Origin of the sequence: Natronosalvus halobius, assembly GCF_024138145.1 — an archaeon.
Classification (GTDB): domain Archaea; phylum Halobacteriota; class Halobacteria; order Halobacteriales; family Natrialbaceae; genus Natronosalvus; species Natronosalvus halobius.
Genome location: NZ_CP099997.1, coordinates 3,051,245 through 3,070,880 on the forward strand (window position 1 = coordinate 3,051,245; position 19,636 = coordinate 3,070,880).

At 67.4% G+C, this 19,636-nt stretch carries 20 protein-coding genes; 9 read left to right on the forward strand and 11 right to left on the reverse strand.

The window, feature by feature from the left end:
- Positions 1-60: 60 nt before the first annotated feature.
- The 6 genes from NGM15_RS14870 to dapA are packed head-to-tail and all read right to left on the reverse strand — an operon-like array spanning position 61 to position 6,040.
- Positions 61-1,194, reverse strand: a complete 1,134-nt coding sequence (locus NGM15_RS14870) for a M20/M25/M40 family metallo-hydrolase (protein ID WP_253432578.1) — start codon at positions 1,192-1,194, stop codon at positions 61-63.
- Complete coding sequence (dapF, locus tag NGM15_RS14875) at positions 1,191-2,102, reverse strand: diaminopimelate epimerase (RefSeq protein WP_253432581.1); 912 nt, start codon at positions 2,100-2,102, stop codon at positions 1,191-1,193. The genes NGM15_RS14870 and dapF overlap by 4 nt, the downstream gene beginning before the upstream one ends.
- Positions 2,099-3,448 (reverse strand): diaminopimelate decarboxylase, encoded by a 1,350-nt coding sequence (lysA, locus tag NGM15_RS14880; protein WP_253432584.1) that lies wholly within the window; start codon positions 3,446-3,448, stop codon positions 2,099-2,101. Before lysA ends, dapF begins: the two co-directional genes overlap by 4 nt.
- Positions 3,445-4,362: a 2,3,4,5-tetrahydropyridine-2,6-dicarboxylate N-succinyltransferase gene (locus tag NGM15_RS14885; protein WP_253432587.1), complete on the reverse strand. Its 918-nt coding sequence runs from the start codon at positions 4,360-4,362 to the stop codon at positions 3,445-3,447. Before NGM15_RS14885 ends, lysA begins: the two co-directional genes overlap by 4 nt.
- Positions 4,359-5,126 carry a 4-hydroxy-tetrahydrodipicolinate reductase gene (gene dapB, locus NGM15_RS14890; protein WP_253432590.1) on the reverse strand — a complete coding sequence of 256 codons (768 nt, stop codon included), beginning with the start codon at positions 5,124-5,126 and terminating at the stop codon, positions 4,359-4,361. Before dapB ends, NGM15_RS14885 begins: the two co-directional genes overlap by 4 nt.
- Positions 5,126-6,040, reverse strand: coding sequence for a 4-hydroxy-tetrahydrodipicolinate synthase (gene dapA / locus NGM15_RS14895; RefSeq protein WP_253432593.1), 915 nt, complete (start codon positions 6,038-6,040; stop codon positions 5,126-5,128). Before dapA ends, dapB begins: the two co-directional genes overlap by 1 nt.
- A gap of 561 nt (positions 6,041-6,601) precedes the next feature.
- Between dapA and NGM15_RS14900 the strand changes: the two genes are divergently transcribed.
- Positions 6,602-7,435: a M48 family metallopeptidase gene (locus NGM15_RS14900; RefSeq protein WP_253432596.1), complete on the forward strand. Its 834-nt coding sequence runs from the start codon at positions 6,602-6,604 to the stop codon at positions 7,433-7,435.
- 22 nt (positions 7,436-7,457) lie between these two features.
- Here NGM15_RS14900 and NGM15_RS14905 read toward each other — a convergent pair whose 3' ends face one another.
- Positions 7,458-8,057, reverse strand: coding sequence for a plastocyanin/azurin family copper-binding protein (locus tag NGM15_RS14905; protein WP_253432599.1), 600 nt, complete (start codon positions 8,055-8,057; stop codon positions 7,458-7,460).
- Between the two features lie 179 nt (positions 8,058-8,236).
- Between NGM15_RS14905 and NGM15_RS14910 the strand changes: the two genes are divergently transcribed.
- The gene (locus tag NGM15_RS14910) at positions 8,237-8,734 is read left to right on the forward strand and encodes a LabA-like NYN domain-containing protein (protein ID WP_253432602.1); all 498 of its coding nucleotides are present in this window, start codon (positions 8,237-8,239) and stop codon (positions 8,732-8,734) included.
- Positions 8,735-8,889: 155 nt separating this feature from the next.
- Here the strand turns inward: NGM15_RS14910 and NGM15_RS14915 are convergent, their stop codons facing one another.
- Positions 8,890-9,843, reverse strand: coding sequence for an AAA family ATPase (locus tag NGM15_RS14915; RefSeq protein WP_253432603.1), 954 nt, complete (start codon positions 9,841-9,843; stop codon positions 8,890-8,892).
- Positions 9,844-9,916: 73 nt separating this feature from the next.
- Positions 9,917-10,831 (reverse strand): AEC family transporter, encoded by a 915-nt coding sequence (locus NGM15_RS14920; protein ID WP_253432606.1) that lies wholly within the window; start codon positions 10,829-10,831, stop codon positions 9,917-9,919.
- A 242-nt stretch (positions 10,832-11,073) separates the two neighbouring features.
- On the opposite strand from NGM15_RS14920, the gene NGM15_RS14925 reads away from it, so the two are divergent.
- The 7 genes from NGM15_RS14925 (at position 11,074) to NGM15_RS14955 (ending at position 16,733) form a co-directional block, all read left to right on the forward strand.
- Positions 11,074-11,730 carry a DUF7857 domain-containing protein gene (locus NGM15_RS14925; RefSeq protein ID WP_253432608.1) on the forward strand — a complete coding sequence of 219 codons (657 nt, stop codon included), beginning with the start codon at positions 11,074-11,076 and terminating at the stop codon, positions 11,728-11,730.
- Entirely contained in the window at positions 11,727-12,431 is a 705-nt protein-coding gene (locus tag NGM15_RS14930) for a MinD/ParA family ATP-binding protein (RefSeq protein ID WP_253432611.1), read from the forward strand. The genes NGM15_RS14925 and NGM15_RS14930 overlap by 4 nt, the downstream gene beginning before the upstream one ends.
- 48 nt (positions 12,432-12,479) lie before the next feature.
- Positions 12,480-13,430 carry an aminopeptidase gene (locus NGM15_RS14935; protein ID WP_253432614.1) on the forward strand — a complete coding sequence of 317 codons (951 nt, stop codon included), beginning with the start codon at positions 12,480-12,482 and terminating at the stop codon, positions 13,428-13,430.
- Between the two features lie 77 nt (positions 13,431-13,507).
- Positions 13,508-14,173: an HVO_0476 family zinc finger protein gene (locus tag NGM15_RS14940; RefSeq protein ID WP_253432617.1), complete on the forward strand. Its 666-nt coding sequence runs from the start codon at positions 13,508-13,510 to the stop codon at positions 14,171-14,173.
- A 96-nt stretch (positions 14,174-14,269) separates the two neighbouring features.
- Positions 14,270-14,920, forward strand: coding sequence for a protein-L-isoaspartate(D-aspartate) O-methyltransferase (locus tag NGM15_RS14945; RefSeq protein WP_253438131.1), 651 nt, complete (start codon positions 14,270-14,272; stop codon positions 14,918-14,920).
- A gap of 74 nt (positions 14,921-14,994) precedes the next feature.
- On the forward strand, positions 14,995-15,936 hold the full coding sequence (locus NGM15_RS14950; RefSeq protein WP_253432619.1) for a methyltransferase domain-containing protein: 942 nt from the start codon (positions 14,995-14,997) through the stop codon (positions 15,934-15,936).
- A gap of 62 nt (positions 15,937-15,998) precedes the next feature.
- A complete protein-coding gene (locus NGM15_RS14955) occupies positions 15,999-16,733 on the forward strand; it encodes a protein-L-isoaspartate O-methyltransferase family protein (protein WP_253432622.1) in 735 nt (244 codons plus the stop codon).
- A 2-nt stretch (positions 16,734-16,735) separates the two neighbouring features.
- On the opposite strand, the gene NGM15_RS14960 is transcribed toward NGM15_RS14955, so the two are convergent.
- Both NGM15_RS14960 and NGM15_RS14965 read right to left on the reverse strand, forming a co-directional pair.
- Positions 16,736-17,188: a DUF7382 domain-containing protein gene (locus tag NGM15_RS14960; protein ID WP_253432625.1), complete on the reverse strand. Its 453-nt coding sequence runs from the start codon at positions 17,186-17,188 to the stop codon at positions 16,736-16,738.
- 202 nt (positions 17,189-17,390) lie between these two features.
- Entirely contained in the window at positions 17,391-19,508 is a 2,118-nt protein-coding gene (locus NGM15_RS14965; protein WP_253432627.1) for a bacterio-opsin activator domain-containing protein, read from the reverse strand.
- Positions 19,509-19,636: the final 128 nt, after the last annotated feature.

The following is a 19,636-nucleotide window of genomic DNA, read 5'->3' on the forward strand; positions in this document are numbered from 1 at the left end:
AGGAAAGGGCTTCGGACCCGGCCCTGCCTCACGAGTCGGCGCTCGCCCGGTGCTCGCCACTCACGACAACTCGAGCACTCGCTTCACCGCCTCCGCTCCCATCCGAACGGCGGCCGTCTCGACGTACTCCCGCGGGGAGTGAGCGACGGCGCCGTCCTCGTCCGCGAGCACCCCCGGCCCGAAGACGACCGTTGGTGCGTGGGCGGCGAAGTAGGAGGCCTCGGTCGCGGCCGTGAACGGGCGCACCTCGCCGCTCCCCCTCGCCGCGAGAGCGTCGACGATCGGCGCCTCGGTATCGGTCGCCCAGGCCTCCAGGAACGGCGTCGGCCGCTCGGTGAAGGCGAAGTCGACGCCCACTTCGGCGGGCACGGCTGCCTCGAGGTGGGCCACCAGGGCTCGCTCGAACTCCTCGGCGGTTTCGGGCGGAACGCTCCGCCGATCGATCGTGAGCCGAACCCGGTCGGGAACCTGGTTGGTAGCCTCGCCGCCCTGGACGACCGTCGGCGTGAGCGCTGCGGGCCCGAGATCGGGGTGGGCGGGCGGCGCGTCCTCGCGGTCGTCGAACGTCTCGAGGGCCCCCAGAACCTGCTCGAGGGCGGCCACCGCGTTGACGCCCGATTGCGGTTCGGCGGCGTGGGCGTTCGCCCCCGAGAGTTCGATCGTCCCCTCGAAGCGCCCCTTCGCGGCGGTGCAGACGTCGAGGCCCGTCGGCTCGCCGACGATGACGGCATCGGCGTCCTGGACCGGCGAGTCTGGATGGGAGACGAGGGCGTGGGCGCCAGTCGAGAGGAGTTCCTCGTCGGGAGTGATCGCGAGCGTCACTCGATTCGTCGTCTCGGCCTCGAGAAACGCGGCGAGTAACGCGGCGACCTGTCCCTTCGCGTCGCAGGATCCACGGCCGCGGATTTCGCCGTCCCCGATCTCGAGCGAGACGTGCGGCGAGACGGTGTCGATGTGGGTGTTGAGGACGTAGTGCGTTCCTCGCTCAGCGCTTGCATCCTCGCCGTCGGTCTTTCCATCTCGCGTTGCCAGCACGTTCCCCGCCTCGTCGACCGTCGCCTCGACGCCGTGATCTTCGAGGGTCTCGACCAGGAAGGCTCGCATCTCCGCGACCCCGGCGTCGGGGTGAGAAGGAATCGCGACCGCGGCTTCGAGGAACGAGAGCGGGTCGAATCCCCCCGAATCCCCCGTCACGGGTCGAACGACGAGAAGTGGGTCGTCTGCACCTCGCCGTCGAACTCGTGTTCGACCGGGCCGATCAGGGTCGCGGTGTCGCCGTCGAAGACGACCTCGAGGTTGCCGCCCGGTGGGCTGACGGAAATCGAGTCGCCGTCGGCGAGCCCCAGTCGACGGGCGGCCGCAGCGATCGCCACGGCTCCGGTCCCGCAGGCGTCGGTTTCGCCCTCGACGCCGCGTTCGAAGGTTCGCTGGCGGAACCCCTCTGTATCTGGGCTCGCCAGGTTTACGTTCGTCCCCAGCGGGAACGCATCGGCGTGGCGAACCGGCTTCGCGACGGCCTCGAGGTCGACCGCGTCCACGTCGTCGACGAAGGCGACCGCGTGGGGAACACCCGTGTTGACGACCGTGACCTCGAGCCCCTCGATGGGTTCCTCGATCACGGGCTCGTCCGCGAGTACCGGAATCGACTTCGGGTCGAACGTCGGATCGCCCATTTCGACGGCGATCCGGTCGTCCTGGTCCTGGTCCTGTTCGTCGCTGTCGTTTCCGTGGCTCCCGTCGTACCCGTCGCTCCCATCGCCCTCGACGCGATAGGCACGTCGCGTCCCGGCCTGGGTGTCGATCATGACCTCGTCGCTCCCGGTGCGCTCCATCGCCCACCGGCCGGCACAGCGAGCGCCGTTGCCACACATCGGCGCCGTGCCGCCGTCGGGCTGGACGAGCGTCATGATTACCCGCGGCGGGTTGTACCGGTCCTCGAGCGCCAGGAACAGGATACCGTCGGCGCCGACGCCGGTCTCGCGGTCGCACTCGCGACTGGCGAGGCCCCGCCGGTCGGGGACGTACGTTTCGGCGTCGATCACGAGGAAGTCGTTGCCGGTTCCGTGGTACTTCTCGAAGTGGACGTCGGCGAATGCGCTCATCGGGACATCCCCCGTGGTGGGCTGCGGTTCGGTTCGTCACTATCGACCTCACCGTCTCGAGCCGCCCGCTCGAGCCGTACGATGTCCGCGAGCGTCTCGCGGCGCCGCGAGAGCGCCGTCGAGCCGTCGACCTCGAGGACGACCGAGGCGGGCCGCGGGCGAGAGTTGTACGTACTCGCCATCTCGTAGCCGTAGGCGCCGGCGTTGCCGATCGCGAACAGGTCGCCACGCGCTGTTTCGGGCAGGGAGCGGTCCGTACAGAAGACGTCCGAACTCTCGCAGATGGGCCCCGTCACCGTTTGTGGGTTCTCGGGACGGTCGACGGCATCGGCCTCGAGGTTCCGAATCGGATGATGCGAACCGTACATCGCCGGTCGGGCCAGCGTCGTCATGCCCGCGTCGACGCCGACGACGGTCGTCTCCGGGGTGTCCTTGACCGTGTTCACCTGCGCCAGGAGCACGCCAGCGTCAGCCACCAGGTACCGGCCGGGCTCGATCGTCAGTCGGGCGTCGACCGCTCCCAGCGCGTCGCGGGTGGCTTCGGCGACCGCCTCGAGGTCCAGTGGCGCTTCGTCCTCGCGATAGGGGACGCCGAAGCCGCCGCCGACGTCGACGAACTCGAGGCCTGCCTGTGCGTCGGAGGCGGCGGTCAACGTCTCGTTCAGCTCTCGTGCGAGGTCGCCCATCCGGGAGACGAACTCGCGGTGGGCGTCCAGGTCGTCGCTCGAGACGCCGGAGCCGACGTGGGCGTGGACGCCGACGATGTCGAGCCCGCGCTTGGCGGCGTCGACGGCCGTCTCGACCGCCTGGTTCGCTGGAATGCCAAACTTCGCGTCCGCACCCGTCCGGACCTTCTCGTGGTGACCCGCGCCGATGCCGGGATTTACCCGGAGACAGAGGCGGCCGTCGTAACCGCGTTCCTCGAGCCTGTCGATGGTATCTTCGGCCCCGGCGGTGATCGTCAGGGTCGGGTGCTCGTCGGCCGCCTCGACGGCGACGTCCAGGTCGGCCGCGGGCGGGTTGACCGCCGTGTAGTGGACTCGCTCGCCCGGCGCGCCCGCCTCGAGCGCCCGGACGAGTTCGCCGGCGGAGGCGCACTCGATGCCCGCACCGGCCTCGAGCAGCGTTTCCAGTACCCTGCCGAGCGCGTTCGCCTTCGCCGCGAACATGATTTCGCTGTCGGGAAACGCCGCCTCGAGTCGCTCGTAGTTCTCCTGGACGCGCTCGAGGTCGAGGACGTACAGCGGCGTCCCGTAGTCGTCGGCCAGGTTCCGCAGGTGGCTCGCGCTCCAGTCGCCGAGGCGGCGTATTGGCGGGTTCGGTACCCCCGATTCGGCGGCGCTCATCGGTCCCGTAACACCTCCTCGCGCTCGGAGCGCTCGAGTGTCCGGTCCTCGAGGGCGGTCGCGACGACGGCGGGCTTGTACGCGCCGCCCTCGAACAGGTCGTGGTCGCTGATCGAGGACTCGACGAATCTGGTGAAGGCGCGCCGTTCGGTGGGTAACTCGCCGTAGACGACCTCCTCCTCGACGAGGTCGTAGACTGGGATCCGTGGGGTGAGCAGCGTGTTCTCGCCGACGACGGAGTTCTCGCCGACGACGAATCCCGAGGTGACGCGACAGCCAGCGCCCAGCGAGACGCCGTCTTCGATGACGACTGGTGCGCTCTCGACGGGCTCGAGGACGCCGCCGATCAGCGTGTTGGCGCCGAGCTTGACGTTCGCGCCGATCTGGGCGCACGATCCGACCGTATCGCAGGAGTCGACGAGCGTCCCGTCGCCGACGTGGGCGCCGACGTTGACGAACGCGGGGCTCATCAGGATGCAGTCCGAGCCGACGTGGGCGCCCCGCCGGACGACCGTGCCGTCGGGCGTGTTCCGGGAGCCGCGCTCGCCGAAATCGCTCGAGTCCGCGAGCGGGAGCACGTCGTTGTAGGTGACGCTGCCGTACTCGCGGGCGCGAGTCTCGCGAAGGCCGAAGTTGAGCAGGATGCCCTGCTTGACCCAGGCGTTTGCTTCCCACGCCCCATCTTCACCGCGGGGTTCGGCCGCGCGGACGTCGCCCGCCTCGAGCGCGTCGAGGAAGGTTTCGAGCGTCGCCATGTCGTCTTCGGTCGCCGACTCGGCGTCGACGTCGTTCGCCTCGTAGCGGTTCCACAGGTCGGTAATCTCGGACTCGAGTGCGCTCGCGTCAGCGTCCGCGTCCGCGTTTGCGTTCGAGTTCGCGTTCCCGTTCGTGTTGCCGTCAGTCGATGGACTCATGCTGAAAGTACCTCCGAAAAGTCGTATCGGCCGGGTTCCTGGCCGGCCAGCCAGACCGCCGCGTCGACGGCGCCGGCGGCGAAGACCCCGCGGTCCTCGGCGCGGTGGGTGAGTCGCAGTTCCTCGTGGTTACCGGCGAGGACGACCTCGTGCTCCCCCGTTACGTTCCCGGCTCGCAGGGCGTGAACGCCAATCTCGCTCGGCGTTCGTGGCTGTTCACCCTCCCGGCCGTGGACGCGGTCCGTGAAGTCGCCGGCCGCTTCGATCTCCTCGAGCAGTCGATTGGCCGTCCCGCTCGGGGCGTCGCGCTTCCCGTTGTGGTGGGTCTCGACGAGTTCGACATCGTAGCCGGGCAGGCTCGCGACGGCGTCCCCGACGAGCGCGAGCAGCGCCTGGACGCCACGAGCGAAGTTCGGGCTGTGAAGCAGCGCGATGTCGTCGCCGTGAGCGTCGAGCTGGGACTCCTCGTCACTAGAGAAGCCCGTCGTCCCCGTGACGAAGGGGACGCCCGCCTCGGCGCAGGCGGCAGCGTATTCGAGCGCCGACGCCGGACCCGTAAAGTCGATCACGACGTCCGGGTCGCGCTCCTCGAGCAGGAGGTTGATCTCGAGAGCGGACTCGATCTCGATGCCCTGGACGCGCTCGACGTCGGTGCTCCGGTTGACCGCGAAGGTAACCTCGCAGTCGTCGCGGTCCGTGAGCACGCCGAGGACGCGTTGCCCCATCCGGCCGGCCGCGCCCGTGACGCCGACCCGGACCCCCATTACTCGGCCTCCGCCCGGGAGACGGGTCGGTTCTCGAGGTCCTCGAGGACGGCCTCGAGGTCATCGCGGTACTCGTCCTGGAGGCGGGTGAGCGGCGGGCGTAATCGAGCGGGACCGTAGCCACGGATGGCCATCGCCTCCTTGACCGGGATGGGGTTCGTCTCGACGAAGAGTTCGCGCATCAGCGGCCCGAGTTCGTGGTGGATGGCCCGGGCGCGCTCGTAGTCGCCCTCGAGGGCGGCCCCGACCATCGCGACGGTTCGTTCGGGTTCGATATTGGCGACGACGCTGATCGCACCGTGCCCGCCAATCGAGAGCATCGGGAGAGTGAGCGCATCGTCACCCGAGAGCACCGAGAAGTCCGAGTCGGCGGTCCGCTCGACGATTTCGCCGATGACGCCGAGGTCGCCCTCGGCGGCCTTGTAGCCGCCGATGTTCGGGTGGTCGGCCAGTTCGACGACCGTGTCCGGTTCGATCGTTCGGCCCGTCCGCGAGGGCACGTTGTAGACGATCTGGGGCACGTCGACCGCGTCCGCGATGGTCAGGTAGTGCTCGAGCAGGCCGCGCTGCTCGGGCTTGTTGTAGTACGGCGAGATCAACAGGAGGCCGTCGGCGCCGGCGTCGGCCGCGCGCTCGGAGAGTTCGAGCGCCTCGCGCGTGTTGTTCGAACCGGTGCCCGCGATCACGGGTACGTCGTCGACGGCGTCGATCACCGCCTCGAGCACGCGAACGTGCTCGTCGTGGGTCAGGGTGGCGGACTCGCCGGTGGAGCCGACGGGGACGAGGCCGTCGACGCCCGCGGTCTCGAGGCGCTGGGCGTCCGCGCGGAGTGTCTCGTAGTCGATTCGCTCGTCGGCGTCGAAGGGCGTGCACATTGCCGGGAAGACGCCCGTGAAGTCGATGTCGTGTGTCATTGGTGTGGGTTGTGAGCTGTGGGTCGTAGGTCGTGGGTGGTGGGTCGTGGGCCGTGGGTTCTGTAATCGAGAGCGGCGCGAAACGGCCGCGCTGCCCTCTGAAGTGTGAATTGTTAGACCGTGCGTTCGATCCGAAATGCGCCCGAAACGAGGGTGCCAGTCTCGCAGTGAGCACTCTTACGCACGTTTTTTCGATTTTGTGGGGCGAAAACCAGGAGTCGCGTCGCTCCGGGCCGTCGGACGGGCCTCGACCGCGAGCGCGACGCGACGCATACGAGACACACGGCAGTCGAGGAACTTATCGGTTGCGCCTCTCGACAAATGCTGCCTGGCGTGTTATCACGCGACGGATTCCAGCGTCGGACACACGGGCTGACGGTTCGAGCCCCCTCTCGAGTCGGTTGGTTCCGCGAATTGATCGTCGGCCCCGCCTGTCGGCAGTTCGGGCTGGTCGACAGTCCGCGTCGATCGTCGAACTGCAACTCGAGTGTCGGGCAAAACCGACTCGAGGCTGTGACTTCCCGCGATATTTATACGTCAGAAACGCTAACTGGAGCGCGTATGAACGACTTTGGATTGAAAGTCCGGATGGCAATCGTCGGCTCGGTCCTGTTCGGCTTCTACCTCCTCGGGGGGCTCGTCTTCGCCGCAGCCTTCGGCGCGCCGCTGTACCTCGTCCTGGGCGTCGGAATCGTCGTCGTCCCGGCGATCCAGTACAAACTCGGCCGATGGATGGCCGTCAGGAGCGTCGGCGCCGAGGACATGCCGGAATCGGGGCAGTACCAGGAGATCCACCACATGACCGAAACGCTGTGTGAGCGGATGGGTCTCGAGACCAAACCTCGGCTCATGGTCGCGGATATGGGCGTCCCCAACGCGTTCGCGACGGGACGGAAAGGCGCCGGCATCGTCGTCGTCTCCACCGAACTCATCCGCTTGCTCGAGCGCGACGAACTCGAGGGCGTCATCGCCCACGAACTCGCCCACATCAACAACCGCGACGTGATCACGATGGTGCTCGGCCAGTCGATCGGCATGATCGTCAGCTACGCCGTCTTCTTCGTCGTCCGCGGCCTGGGCGAGAACAACATCGGGAGTTTCGTCCTCGCGTACGTCGCCTCCATCGCGGCGAACTTCCTCGTCATGCTGTTCGTCATGGCGATTAGCCGCTACCGCGAGTACGTCGCCGACGCCGACGCCCGCGAGGCTATCGGCACCGGCGACCCGCTGGCCCGCGCGCTCGAGAAGATTTCGCGGGGCGCCGAAGGGCGCGAGTCGAGGATCGACGACAGCGTCAGCGCGCTGTGCATTCTGAACACCGACCGCAGCCTCCTCCAGCAGGTGCTCTCGACGCACCCGCCAACGGAGAAACGCATCGCGCGGCTCCGGAACTGATCACTCGCCGGAGTCGGTCTGCTCACCCGCCTGACTCGACCTGAATCTCGCCCAGCATCGTCCCGATGTGCACCTCACAGACGTACTGGGTCATCTCCGACGTCGCCTCGAGCGTCAGCGTCTGGGTTTCGCCTTCCTCCTCGATGATCTCGGTCTGGTAGTCCTCGACGACCTCGTCGTTGTCGTCCCAGATTACGATGTTGTGGGGCTGGCCGTCGATATTCTCCCAGGTGATGTCGTACTCCTGGCCCTCGAACAGGGTGAGCGTCGGGTTGGTCTCCCCCTCGATGGGCGCCGGTTCGACGCCCTCCCACCCCTCGGTGATCCCGTCGAGGACGATTTCGTCGACATCCTCCCAGTCGCCCCCACCGCCGTCAGCGCCGGTTTCGTTGCCGTCTCCGGTTTCGTTGCCGTCTCCGGTTTCGTTGCCGTCTCCGGTCTCGTCATCCGTTCCACCGGCGCCAGTCTCGTTCTCGTCACCGCCATCGGCCGTATCGTCGCCGGTAGTGTTGTTGTCGCCCGGCCCGCCTCCTTCCGTACAGCCCGCGAGCAGTGCTAGGGTGACACCGGCGCCCGCGGCGGAGAGCACTCGCCGTCGTGATACTGAATTGTCTCTTTCCATGGGACTCCCTTCACCCGTGAGACGGATAAGCCGATACCAGTCACTCGCATGGTTCGCGACCGGCGGAAGGACCGAATTTGGCCGCCTCGAGTCGATTCGACCCCAATTTCGCTGGCGACGTTCTTTTCACGACATTCGAGATGGAAGCGGTTTTCACACTGGCCCGCACAGGATACCGTATGACAGACGTTCATCCGGGCCAGCGCGTTGCGGTTCTGGTCGACGCGCAGAATCTGTATCACACCGCCCAGAGTATCTACAGCCGAAACATCGACTACTCGGAACTCCTGGAGGAGGCCGTCGACGGCCGTCAACTCACGCGCGCAATCGCTTACGTCATCCGGGCCGATTCGCCCGAGGAGGAGAGCTTCTTCGAGGCGCTGTACGATATCGGCTTCGAGCCCAAGATCAAGGACATCAAGCGCTTCTCGGACGGGACGAAGAAGGCCGATTGGGACGTCGGGATGAGCCTCGACGCCGTCACGCTCGCCAACCACGTCGACACGATGATCCTCTGTACGGGCGACGGCGACTTTTCGAGGCTCTGCTCGCACCTGCGCCACGAGGGCGTCAAGGTCGAGGTGATGGCGTTCGAATCCTCGACCGCCGAGGAACTCGTCGAGGCGGCCGACGATTTCGAGGACCTGGGTGAGCGCCACGAGACGTATCTTCTCTAACGTACGCTGACTTTCTCGCTCGCTCTCGGGTGTCCGTCTTCGCCGTATCCATTGGCTTCTTCTCGGAGTCTGTCGCTCCTGCAACCATTGGTACAAAAATTATAGTGTGTCCCGAGCGACCGTCTCGGTAAGAGACCGCTCGACACCTCGACGCCTCACCCGCCCATCGACGGCACCTGGACGCCGTTGAGCGCGCCATCGATCACTGCCCTCCGATCGACGCCGCGAACGTCCGCCTCGGTCGTCAGCACCAGCCGATGGTCGAGGACCGGGTGAACGACCGCGTGAACGTCCTCCGGGGCGACGTAGTCCCGCCCGGCGAGCACCGCTCGCGCCCGACTGGCCTCGAACAGTCGCTGGATACCCCGCGGCGAAACACCGACCTGGACGCGGTCGTCGGTACGGGTCGCCCGGCAGACGTCGATCAGGTACGCCCGGATGGCGGGGTCGACGGTCACCGTCTCGGGGACCTTCTGGAGCGCCAGCACCGCCTCGCGGTCGACGACGCTCTCGACCGTGGGCGTCCTGGACTGACGACTCGCCCGGCGATCGATCAGCGTCAACTCGCCGTCGCGGTCGGGGTACCCCATCGACGTCTTGACCATGAACCGGTCGATCTGGGCCTCCGGGAGCGGGAACGTCCCCTCCTGCTCGACCGGGTTCTGGGTCGCGATGACGAAAAACGGCTCCGGCAGGTCGTACGTGTCCCCGGCCACCGACACTTGCCCCTCGCCCATCGCCTCGAGCAGGGCGGCCTGGGTCTTTGGCGGCGCGCGGTTGATCTCGTCGGCCAGGACGACGTTCGCGAATATCGGGCCGCGTTCGAACTCGAAGGTCGCGTCGTGTTCGTTGTAGATGTGCGTTCCCGTGATGTCCGCCGGGAGCAGGTCGGGCGTGAACTGGACGCGGGTGAACTCGAGGTCGAGTGCCGTCGCGATCGTCTGGGCGGTCAGCGTCTTCCCCGTACCGGGGACGTCCTCGAGCAGGACGTGGCCCCGGGCGAGGATGGCGGTCAGTATGGTCTCGAGTCGCCCGGACTCGCCGACGACGGCGGTCTGGATCTCCTGGAGGGTGGCCTCGCCGGTTCGCGCGGCCTCGGGAACGTTCATGTCTGCTGTCACCGCGGGAGCACTATATAGCGTTCGGCCAATTCGTCCTTCCGTCTCCCGAATCTCGACGCGCTTACGCGCTGCCGACGAGCGCAATCACGACGAACAGCGTCAGCACGGACGCGACCGTCGTCACGAAGACGTTGAGCGAGGCGAACCGTTCGTCGCCACCGAGTTCGCTCGAGAAGACGTACGTCGAGACGGCCGTCGGCATCGCCAGCATGACGACCGCGGCGGTGAACGTTGCGTCGTCGACTGCGAGCGCGGAGAAGATCACCCAGGCGACAGCGGGCATGACCGCGACCTTCATCGCGGTCACGGCACCCGTCGCGACGGGATCGAGTTCGGGAAGGTCGAACTCGAGGGACGCACCGACGCAGACGAGCGCGAGCGGAAGCGCCAGGGTGGCGAGTGCGTCGAGGCCAGTGACGAAGGGCCCCGGCACCGAGAGGCCCAGCGAGCCGACGACCATGCCGGCGACCAGCGCGAGTAAGACGGGGTTCCCGAGGAGTCGAACGAACTGGCGTCTCGCGCTCGTTTCGGCCCCGTTAAACGCCACGAGAATCGTGATCGTCAGGGGCGCCTGAAGCAGCGTCGCGATGCCGAGGATCACGCTCGCGATCGCGGTTACGCTCGCATCGAAAGTCGCCGCCACGAGCGGAATCCCCAGGTAGCCCAGGTTCGAGTGGTACGACTGGACGACGGCGACGCTCCGCCGGGCGCTCGAGTCGCGATTGCGGTGGACGGCCCACGCCAGCGCCGCCGTGGTCGCCAGGACGGCGACGACGCCGACGAAGAGGGCCGGCGAGAGCAGCGACGCGATCGCCTGGTCGTAGGTGGCGACGAATATCAGGGCCGGCAGGGCGACGTAGTAGGTGGCAGCGTTCAGTCGCGTCGTCCGCGTTGCATCGAGGATCCCGGCCGATCGGAGTCCTGCTCCGGCGAGCACGACGGCGAGCAACGCTAGTAACCGGAGCAGAACCTCCATGCCCGTCCCCAGTGGACTCACGGATTTGATCGTTCGGATCTCGGTCGCAGTCGCCTCGAGCTCGCTGCCTCGACCGCAGTCGCTTCGAGTCCACCGGCCCATCGCTCGTCGATCCGTCGTCCACCCCAGCCCCGAGCGCCGTGCCGTCGGGAAGCTACCGTGCTCGAGTCGGGAAGCTACCGTGCTCGAGTCGGGAAGCTACCGTGCTCGAGTTTAAATACCAGTGGGCGCCAGGAGCGACCATGGTCGAGGTTGAGGCGACGGCGACGACCGTCTCCGGGGTGGCGTTCGTCTGCGCGACGGTGTGGAACACGTACTCGACGCCCCAGCGCGTCCGCGTGCGAAGTACCGTGTCCGGACCGACGTGGCCGCCGCGAGACGGCGAGGGGGCGACGGCCGAGTGGTCGAACGACGAGTGGACGGCCCGTCTCGAGCCCGGCCGTCGCCGGGGGTTCGGATTCGCGACGCCGGTGTCCGAGGCGGTCGACGACGCGGCGGCGGCAGAGCGGACGCTGGCGTCCGACGGATCCGCCGATCTCACAGGCGCTCGAACCGATGTTCGAACTCCCGATCCCATCGACGCTCGAACCGACCTCGAGGCGGCACTCGAGTCACCAGTCGAACTCGTATCGGCCGAACGGGCGGACGGCGAGAACGGACCGGCCCGACCGGACGACGTCCTGGCGTCGCTCGCGCCGTGGGCACCGGTCGGTGCGGTTCTGGACGGTGGCTCCGGTTGGGATTCTGATGCCGCGCGCGATTCGGATCGTGATCCCGAACCCGGCCACGATACTGGCGCTCCCCCCGAGTCCGCGGACCGTTCTCGAGCCACCCACTCATCTCGAATACCCTGCCCCTCTCGAACCACCCACCTTCCTCGAGACCCCCCGGAGCAATGATCGTCGCCGTCGCCGGCGGCAAAGGCGGCGTCGGCAAGTCGACGATGGCGCTGAATCTCGGCGCAGAACTCGGGGCGGTCGTCGTCGACGCGGACCTCGTCGCCGCCGACCTCCCGGCGGGATCCGGACGCGGCCCAGACCTCCACGACGTCCTCGTCGGCCGGGCGACGCCCCTGGACGCCGTCGATTCGACCGGATCCGTCCAGGTCCTCCCCTGCGGTCGCACTCTCGAGGGCGCTCGAGCGTCGGACCTCGCCGAACTTCCACGCGTCGTGGACGCGCTCGACCGACGCTACGGTCGCGTCGTCGTCGATTGCCCGGCCGGACTGGCCCGCGACGTGGGAGTACAACTCGCCAGCGCGGACGCGGCGGTGCTCGTCACGACGCCATCTAAGGTCGCCATCCACGACGCGTATCGAACCCGCCAGCTCGCCCTGGCGCTCGAGACGCCGCTCGCGGCGGTCGTGGTCAACCGATCGCGTTCCCGTCGCGACGAACGCCTACTCGATCCAGTCGAGCGTCACTTCGGGGCACCTGCGGTGCGGGTCGAAACGCGACCTGCAATTGCCGAGGCGCAGTCGATGGGCCGCCCGCTTCGGGCAGTTGCGCCGGAGTGCCCCGTGCTCGACGCGCTCGAGGCACTCTCGCGGGTGATCGAACGCCGTGCTCGTCGGCATTCCGAACACGTCGAAACCCTGTAATTTTTGCCGTCCGGAACACCTTTCCGAACCGTCCGTCGATCTGTATCCATGACGGATCTTCGATCACCTGCCGAGACCGCCGTTCGACAGTGCCTGGCCCTCGAGCCCGACGAATCGTGCGTCGTCGTTACCGACGACAAGCGGGTCCAGATCGGGGCGGCCCTCTACGAGGTGGCGAGCGAGATCACCGACGACGCGGTGATCGTGCGCTACCCGCCGGGAGAGACCCACGGCGGCGAGCCGCCGGCGCCCGTAGCGGCCGCGATGGCCGACGCGGACGTCGTCCTCGCGCCGACGAGCAAGAGCCTGAGTCACACCCGGGCGCGAACGGAGGCCAACGAGGCCGGCGCTCGTGTTGCGACCCTCCCGGGAATCACCGAGGACGTCTTCACCACCGGCCTGGACGCCGACTACGAGACGATCGCGGCCCACTGTGCGGACGTTCGCGAGCAGATCGACGGTGCCGACGAGGTTCGTGTGACGACGCCTATCGGTACCGACGTCACGTTCGGCATCGGCAACCGGCAGTTCCTCTCGGATACCGGCATCGTCCACGAACCCGGCCGGATGTCGAACCTCCCCGCCGGCGAGGTGTTCGTCAGCCCCGAGACCGCCGACGGGACCTTCGTCGTCGACGGCACCATGATGCCCCACGGATTGCTCGAACCGGGTCAGACGCTCGAGTTCGAGGTCGAAGACGGCCTCGTCACCCGGATTTCGGATCCGGAGATCCGCGAGACGGTCGAGACGGCGGCCGAGGAGGTCGGCGACGCGGCCTACAACCTGGCGGAACTGGGCATCGGGACGAACGTCGCGGTGACGACCCTGGTCGGGAGCGTCCTTTTGGACGAGAAGGCGGCCGGGACGGTCCACATTGCGATCGGCGACGATGCGGGAATCGGTGGCGACGTCGAGGCGCCGATTCATCTGGACGGGATCCTTCGTGAGCCGACGGTGTACGCCGATGGCGAGGAAGTGACGCTGCCCACGAGTGAGTAGCCGTTCTGGTAGATTCCCCTTCGAGCGCCGGACCCGCTTCAATCGTCTTTTACGCCCGGAGCCTGTAGGGGCGTGCTATGAGCGATACCCACGCCCAGGACCAGGACCGCATCCCGACGCCCTGTCCGTCGTGTTCGCCCGACCTCGAGACGGTCCACGAGGTGCTCTCGCCCGGCGGCGGCAGCCTCACCGTCCGCTGTGGCGAGTGCGGCCACGTCCACAAGATCCAGCCCGAGCCCGACCGCGAGGTGACCCTCGACGTCGTCGTCTCCCAGGACGGCGAGTCGTTCACCGCGAACGTGACCACGCCCGAGGACGAGACCGTCGAGGTGGGTGACGAGTTCCTCCTCGAGACCGATGACGTGCTCGCGACCGTCCGGGTCACGAGCGTCGAACTCGAAGGCGACAAACGCGTCGAGTCGGCCCCGGCCGACGAGGCTGTGACCGTCTGGACCCGCGAGGTCGACAACGTCTCGGTCAACGTCACGATCCATCCCCAGGACGGCCGACGCGAGGATAGTCGAAGTCTCACCGTGTACGTCCCCGGTGACTACGAGTTCACCGTCGGGGAAACCGACTCCTTCGGCGACGACGAGTTCGAAATCGACGCGTTCGTCGTCCGCGGCGATGCAGAGGGCTATCACCGTGACCGCTTCGAGGAGGCCGGCGACATGGCCTTCGCGAAGGACGTCAAGCGGGTCTACGCCTACGACGAGACGAGCACGGCCTGGTCGGCCTGGTAGGTGGTTTTTGCTCGCGACCACGATCACGACACGCTCACACTCGCGATCACGACCACGACCACGATCACGACTCCGACCCAGATCGAGACCGAGACCATGACCCACGACGCTCCTGGAGACCGGCGCGACGACCGCGAACGACTCGTCGAGACCGTCGCCGCCCGAAACGGGATCGGCGACCGCGTCCAGTCGGCGCTCGAAGCCGTTCCCCGGCACGCGTTCGTCCCCGACGACCGGCGGGCCGACGCCTACGCCGATCGCCCGCTGCCCATCGCCAACGGACAGACGATCAGCGCCCCGCACATGGTCGCCGTGATGACCGACGAACTCTCCCTCGAGCCCGGCGACGCCGTCCTGGAGATCGGCACGGGGTGTGGCTACCACGCCGCGGTCACCGCCGAACTGGTCGGTGCCGAACACGTCTACAGCGTCGAGTACGACCCCGGACTCGCCGACGACGCGCGAGATCGCCTCACCCACCTCGGCTACGAGGGCGTCGACGTCCGGATCGGTGACGGCCGCGACGGGTGGTCCGAGCACGCCCCCTACGACGCGGCCTACCTGACCTGCGCGGCTCCCGCGTTCCCCGACGCGGTTGTGGAACAGGTCCGTCCAGGCGGCCGACTCCTCGCTCCGCTCGAGGGCGGGCTGGGCTCCCAGACGTTGACGTTCGCCCGTAAGCGCGAGGACGGCTCCCTCGAGCGCGAGGAACGCGGGGCGGTGCGGTTCGTTCGGATGCGTGGCTGAGAGAGGCGGCGACCGGCACGGCGAACGAGTACGCGTGCTTTTTCGACCCCGCGAACCATCGACGACTCGAGGACATGTCACAGCCACCTGCGATGCCATCGCTCGAACTCTGCTTGCTCCTGCGCGCCGCTCGCGAGACCGGCGCGCTCGAGGCGCTGATGACCACTGCGGAGACGCCAACCGACCTGGCGAGCGAAACCGGGCTGACCGAACGCGCGGCCGAGACACTCGTCGCCGTTCTCGAGGCCGAGGGATTCCTCGAAGCCGTCGACGGCGCGCACGAACCCACGAATCGCTCGCTCGGCTTCCTGACGAAGACGGACGCCCGGTCCATCGGATCGCTTCCCGCAACCCTGGATCGACTGGACCGCGGCCTCGAGACCGACTGGCTCCTGACTGACGACCGGCCGACCGCGACGGACACCCAGCGGCGAAACCGCCTCGGCAGGGAAGCAGCCGCGGACGAGGCCAGGACCCGCGCGCTCGTCACCGCGGCGATTCGTGTCGCTCCCGAGACCCAGCGCGTCCTGGAGGTCGGCGGTGCGCCGGGAACCCGCGCCGTCGAGTTCGCCCGCCGTGGGGTCGACGCCACGTTGTACGACGAGTCGGAATCCGTCGCCGACTCGGAGGCCATCCTCGTTCGCGAACCAGTGGACGTGCTCGAGGGCCCCGTCCCCGGCGGGCTGTCGGAGGCGCTCGAGGAAGTTGACGGATTCGACCTGATCGTCGCCGTCGATCAGCTGTCGCGACTCGATCCGGCGGCGAACGAAACCCTCGTTGACGCCGCGGCGGACGCTCTCGAGCCGGGGGGTTGGCTCGTCGTCGCGGAACGACTCGAGGGGCCGGCAGCGACGCAGGCCGCCGTGGAAACGGTGCTCGAGACGACGGCTGGGCGTATCTACCCGACCGATCGGTATCGCGAGTGGTTCGAGCGAGCGGGACTCGGGCGGTGGACCGTCGAGTCGGTTCCTGGCACGGCGTACGCGGTGCTCGCCGGGCGGCACTCGGTCGCCTGACGTGACAACGAATTGGCCACAGCAAGCGAGTCGTTGATTACCGTCGCGGCGATACCGTCTCTATGGACCCGGCGGTATTGCGCGAGGACATGATTGACGGTCTCGTCCACGAGTCGAAAGGCGTCCTGGCGGACGAGTCGCTCGCCGTCGCCATGCGCGACGTCCCGCGCCACGAGTTCGTCGAGGACGAGTCGGCGGCCTACGCCGACCGAGCCCACGAGTGTCACGGTACGCGCGTGCTGGCTCCCAGTACGGTCGCGCAGTTACTCGAGGCGCTCGCCCCCCGGAGCGGCGACTCCGTCCTCGTCGTCGGGGCCGGCGTTGGCTACACCGCCGCCGTTCTCGCGGAACTCGTCGGCGAGACCAACGTCCACGCCGTCGACATCGCCCGCCCAATGGTGTACGAGGCTCGCGAGAACATCGAGCGAGCGGGGTACGGCGGCGTCCTCGTCGACTGTCGAGACGGGGCCCGCGGATTGCCGGCGTACGCGCCGTTCGATCGGATTTTACTCGAGGCGGCGACCGTTTCGCCGCCCAGGGACTTGCTCGAGCAGTGTCGCGAGGGCGGCCGGATCGTGTATCCACGGGGGGTACAGCGCCAGCGCCTCGAGGCGCGTCGACCCGATGGCACGACCGAGGGATTCGGCGCCGTCTCGTTCGAACCGCTGCTCGTCGACGGTGAGCAGGTTGGGGCTGTCGAGCGTAACCGGACGGCTCGAGAGGACGTCGAACACGCGACGCGCCGCGCCCAGTCCCGAACCGGTTGGGAGCGAGAGTGGATCGAGTGGGAGGGATAATTTCAGTTCTCGATGACGACGATTTCGGTGTTCGACTGGTCGTCGACGTAGTCAGTGTTCGTCGGCGGGACGACGTCGACCTGGAGCGTCCCGGTTCGCTGGCCCTGTCTGAGCGTCGGGTCGAGTCGCAGGGTGACCGTGCCGTCGCTTCCGGTCTCGCCTTTGACGGCCGAGTCCAGCCAGGCGTCGTCGCTCATGACGATGACGGTCGCCCCCTCGACGGTGTTGCCGTCGTCACCGAGGACGGTGAGATCGACGCTCGTCGTTCGGCCGGCGTCGACCGTCACGGGGTCGATCTCGACGTCCGTTTCCGTCTCGGCCAGCGTTCCGATTCCGCCGAGCATGCTCATCATGATCGCCAGGCTCGCGACGCCGACGACGAGCGCGATGATTAACCTGATGGGGAGTCCTTCGATCGCCCTGTCGTCCGCGCCGAACCGATGTGGTGGTCGCATGGCCGGTCTGGCCGCTCGTTAGTATATAAATTCACGTCTGAGGGATCCAGTTGACACTCGAGGATCTGGAAAAGTGGGGTGGGGGGTTAAGGGGGGGGGGGGGGTGGCGACAGTCTGTCTCAGATCGCCAACTAATGGTATGGACGCGGGGCCATTAAAAATAGCTTCTAGCTGTTTAGATGGTCTCGAAGACAGGTACTAATTAATTAGAACCGGGCCCGAACGCCAGCGAGACCAGCTTTCGCTGGGCCGCTCGCAGGTGATAGTGGTAGGTCGGCGGCGTCACGTCGAGAGCCGCAGCGAGGTCCTCGCCCGTGCTCTCCCTGGGCCACTCGAAGAACCCGCTGTAGTGGGCCGCCTGCAGCGCCTCGAACTGCTTTGCCGTCAGCGACTCTTCGAGGCGCGCGTCGAACCGGGTACTCGAGACACTCGCCGTCGTCTCCCGGCGAGCCGTCAGTTCCGTCTCCGGATAGTGGTCTCGGATCGATTCGACCAGTGCCCGCGTATCGATCTGGCTCGGGACCGACAGCGCGATGGTCGTTACGTCGTCGCTCGTCGTGGTTGACGTTACGTGGGCGTCGTACTCTCGCAGTATCTCGACGAACGGGGTCGGCGTGATCGTCACCTCGAACAGCGTCGACTCCTCCCCGTCGGAGACGACCGAGAGGGAGTCGACCACCGCCCATCGCTCCGCCTGCTCGAGGATCTCGTCGACCGACGGTTCCTCGATCGAGACAAACAGGACGGTCTCCTGAGCCCGATCGATGATCCCCTCCAGGGTGATCGTCCCGGGGACGACCGTTCCGATCCGATTGAACAGCAACTGCGGGTCCTGACACTCGAGTTCGATCTCGAGTCGACTGTCGGTGAGCATCGCCTGGGTGCGCTCGACCGACCGGATCGCGTGGCCGATCGTCTCGCCGAGTTCCCCCAGGACCTCGCGCTCGCTCTCGCTTATCGCGTCGGCTTGCGGGGCGTGAACCACGATGGCGCCGTATCGCCGCTCGGCGTCGACCAGCGGCACGGCGAGCACCGTCTGGTAGCCGTAGGTGAGCGCCGCTTTTCGCCGGTCGGCCCACGCCTCGTCGTCGAGCACGTTCTCGGCGACCTGCACCGATTCGGCCTCGAGCGCGCGCTCGATCAGGGCCGCTTCGGGTGCCCTGGCCCCGTCCTCGCGAACGCGGTCGACGTAGGTGACGTCGATTCCCTCCCAGACGGTCGGCGACGGCGTCTCCTGGCCCGCGGTGATCCACGCACAGAGGTAGCGATCGGTTTCGGCGAGGCGCTGACAGACCGTCCTCTCGATCTCCTCGCGGGTTGAGGCCTTGGCTATCCCACGGTTGATCGCCCGAACGATCTCGTTCGTGTGGTTCAGCCGTGTCAGTTCCTCGTTTTGCTCGGTGAGCGTGCGGTCGTGTTCGCGCAACAACTGCTCGCGCTCGGCCCGGTCCAGGGCGGCCTCGGTGTTGGCCCCCAGGATGTAGAGCAACTCGCGCATCGACTCGTCGAATCGGTCGGGTCGTTCGCCCCCCGCGACGACGACCCCGTGCGTCCCGAGCGGAACGACGAGTTTACTTCGGCTCACCGTGTCGGCAACGTCCGTCACCCCCGCCGCCCGGACGTTGGGATAGTACTGCGGTTCGCCCTCCGAGAACGCCTCCCAGACCAGTCCGTCGCCACGCCCGATCGTCTCTGCCGGCGTCAGCAATTGGCGTGTCTCCGCCGTCGACGCCGCGTGAGCGAGCGCCCCCTCGGCGGGCTCGAACCGATACGCGGAGACGATCGGCACCTCCAGGATCGCCCCCGCGGTTTCGACGGCGGCCTCGTAAATCTCGCGTTTCGTCCCCGCTCGCATCAGGTCGCGCGTGGTGTCGTGGAGCGTCGTCAGCGTCCGTTCGTACCGCCGTTCGTTCTCCCGGAGTTCGGTCTCCGTCCGGTACTGTGAGACGGCGTTCGTGATCTGGTTTGCCAGTAGGGTGAACCGGTCGCTCCCGGGCTGTTTCTGGAGATACTGGGTCACGCCGGCAGCGATCGCTTCGCTCGCGATCTCTTCGGAGCCTTTCCCGGTGAACAGAATAAAGGGTAACTCCGGGTCGCGTTCCCGGACGGCCTCGAGCAACTCGAGTCCGTTCTTGCTGGGCATGTCGTAGTCACTCACGATACACTCGATGGGTTCAGCCTCGAGCGTCTCGAGGGCCGCGTCCGCGCTCGAGACGTCCGTCGCCTCGATGTCATCGCGTTCGCGCTCGAGCATCGTCGCCGTCAATTCGGCGAACCTGGGGTCGTTGTCGACGACCAGGACGCGCATAGTTTCGGTCACGTTGGACCACGCTCTGCGTCTCGAGGTGACGGCTCCACAGCGTCAGCCCCAACCGGGTGACTCGTGCTGGCTCGAGGAGCGACGGTACTCATTATCGAGACGTAAACTGGAGTGTACTAAATAATTAG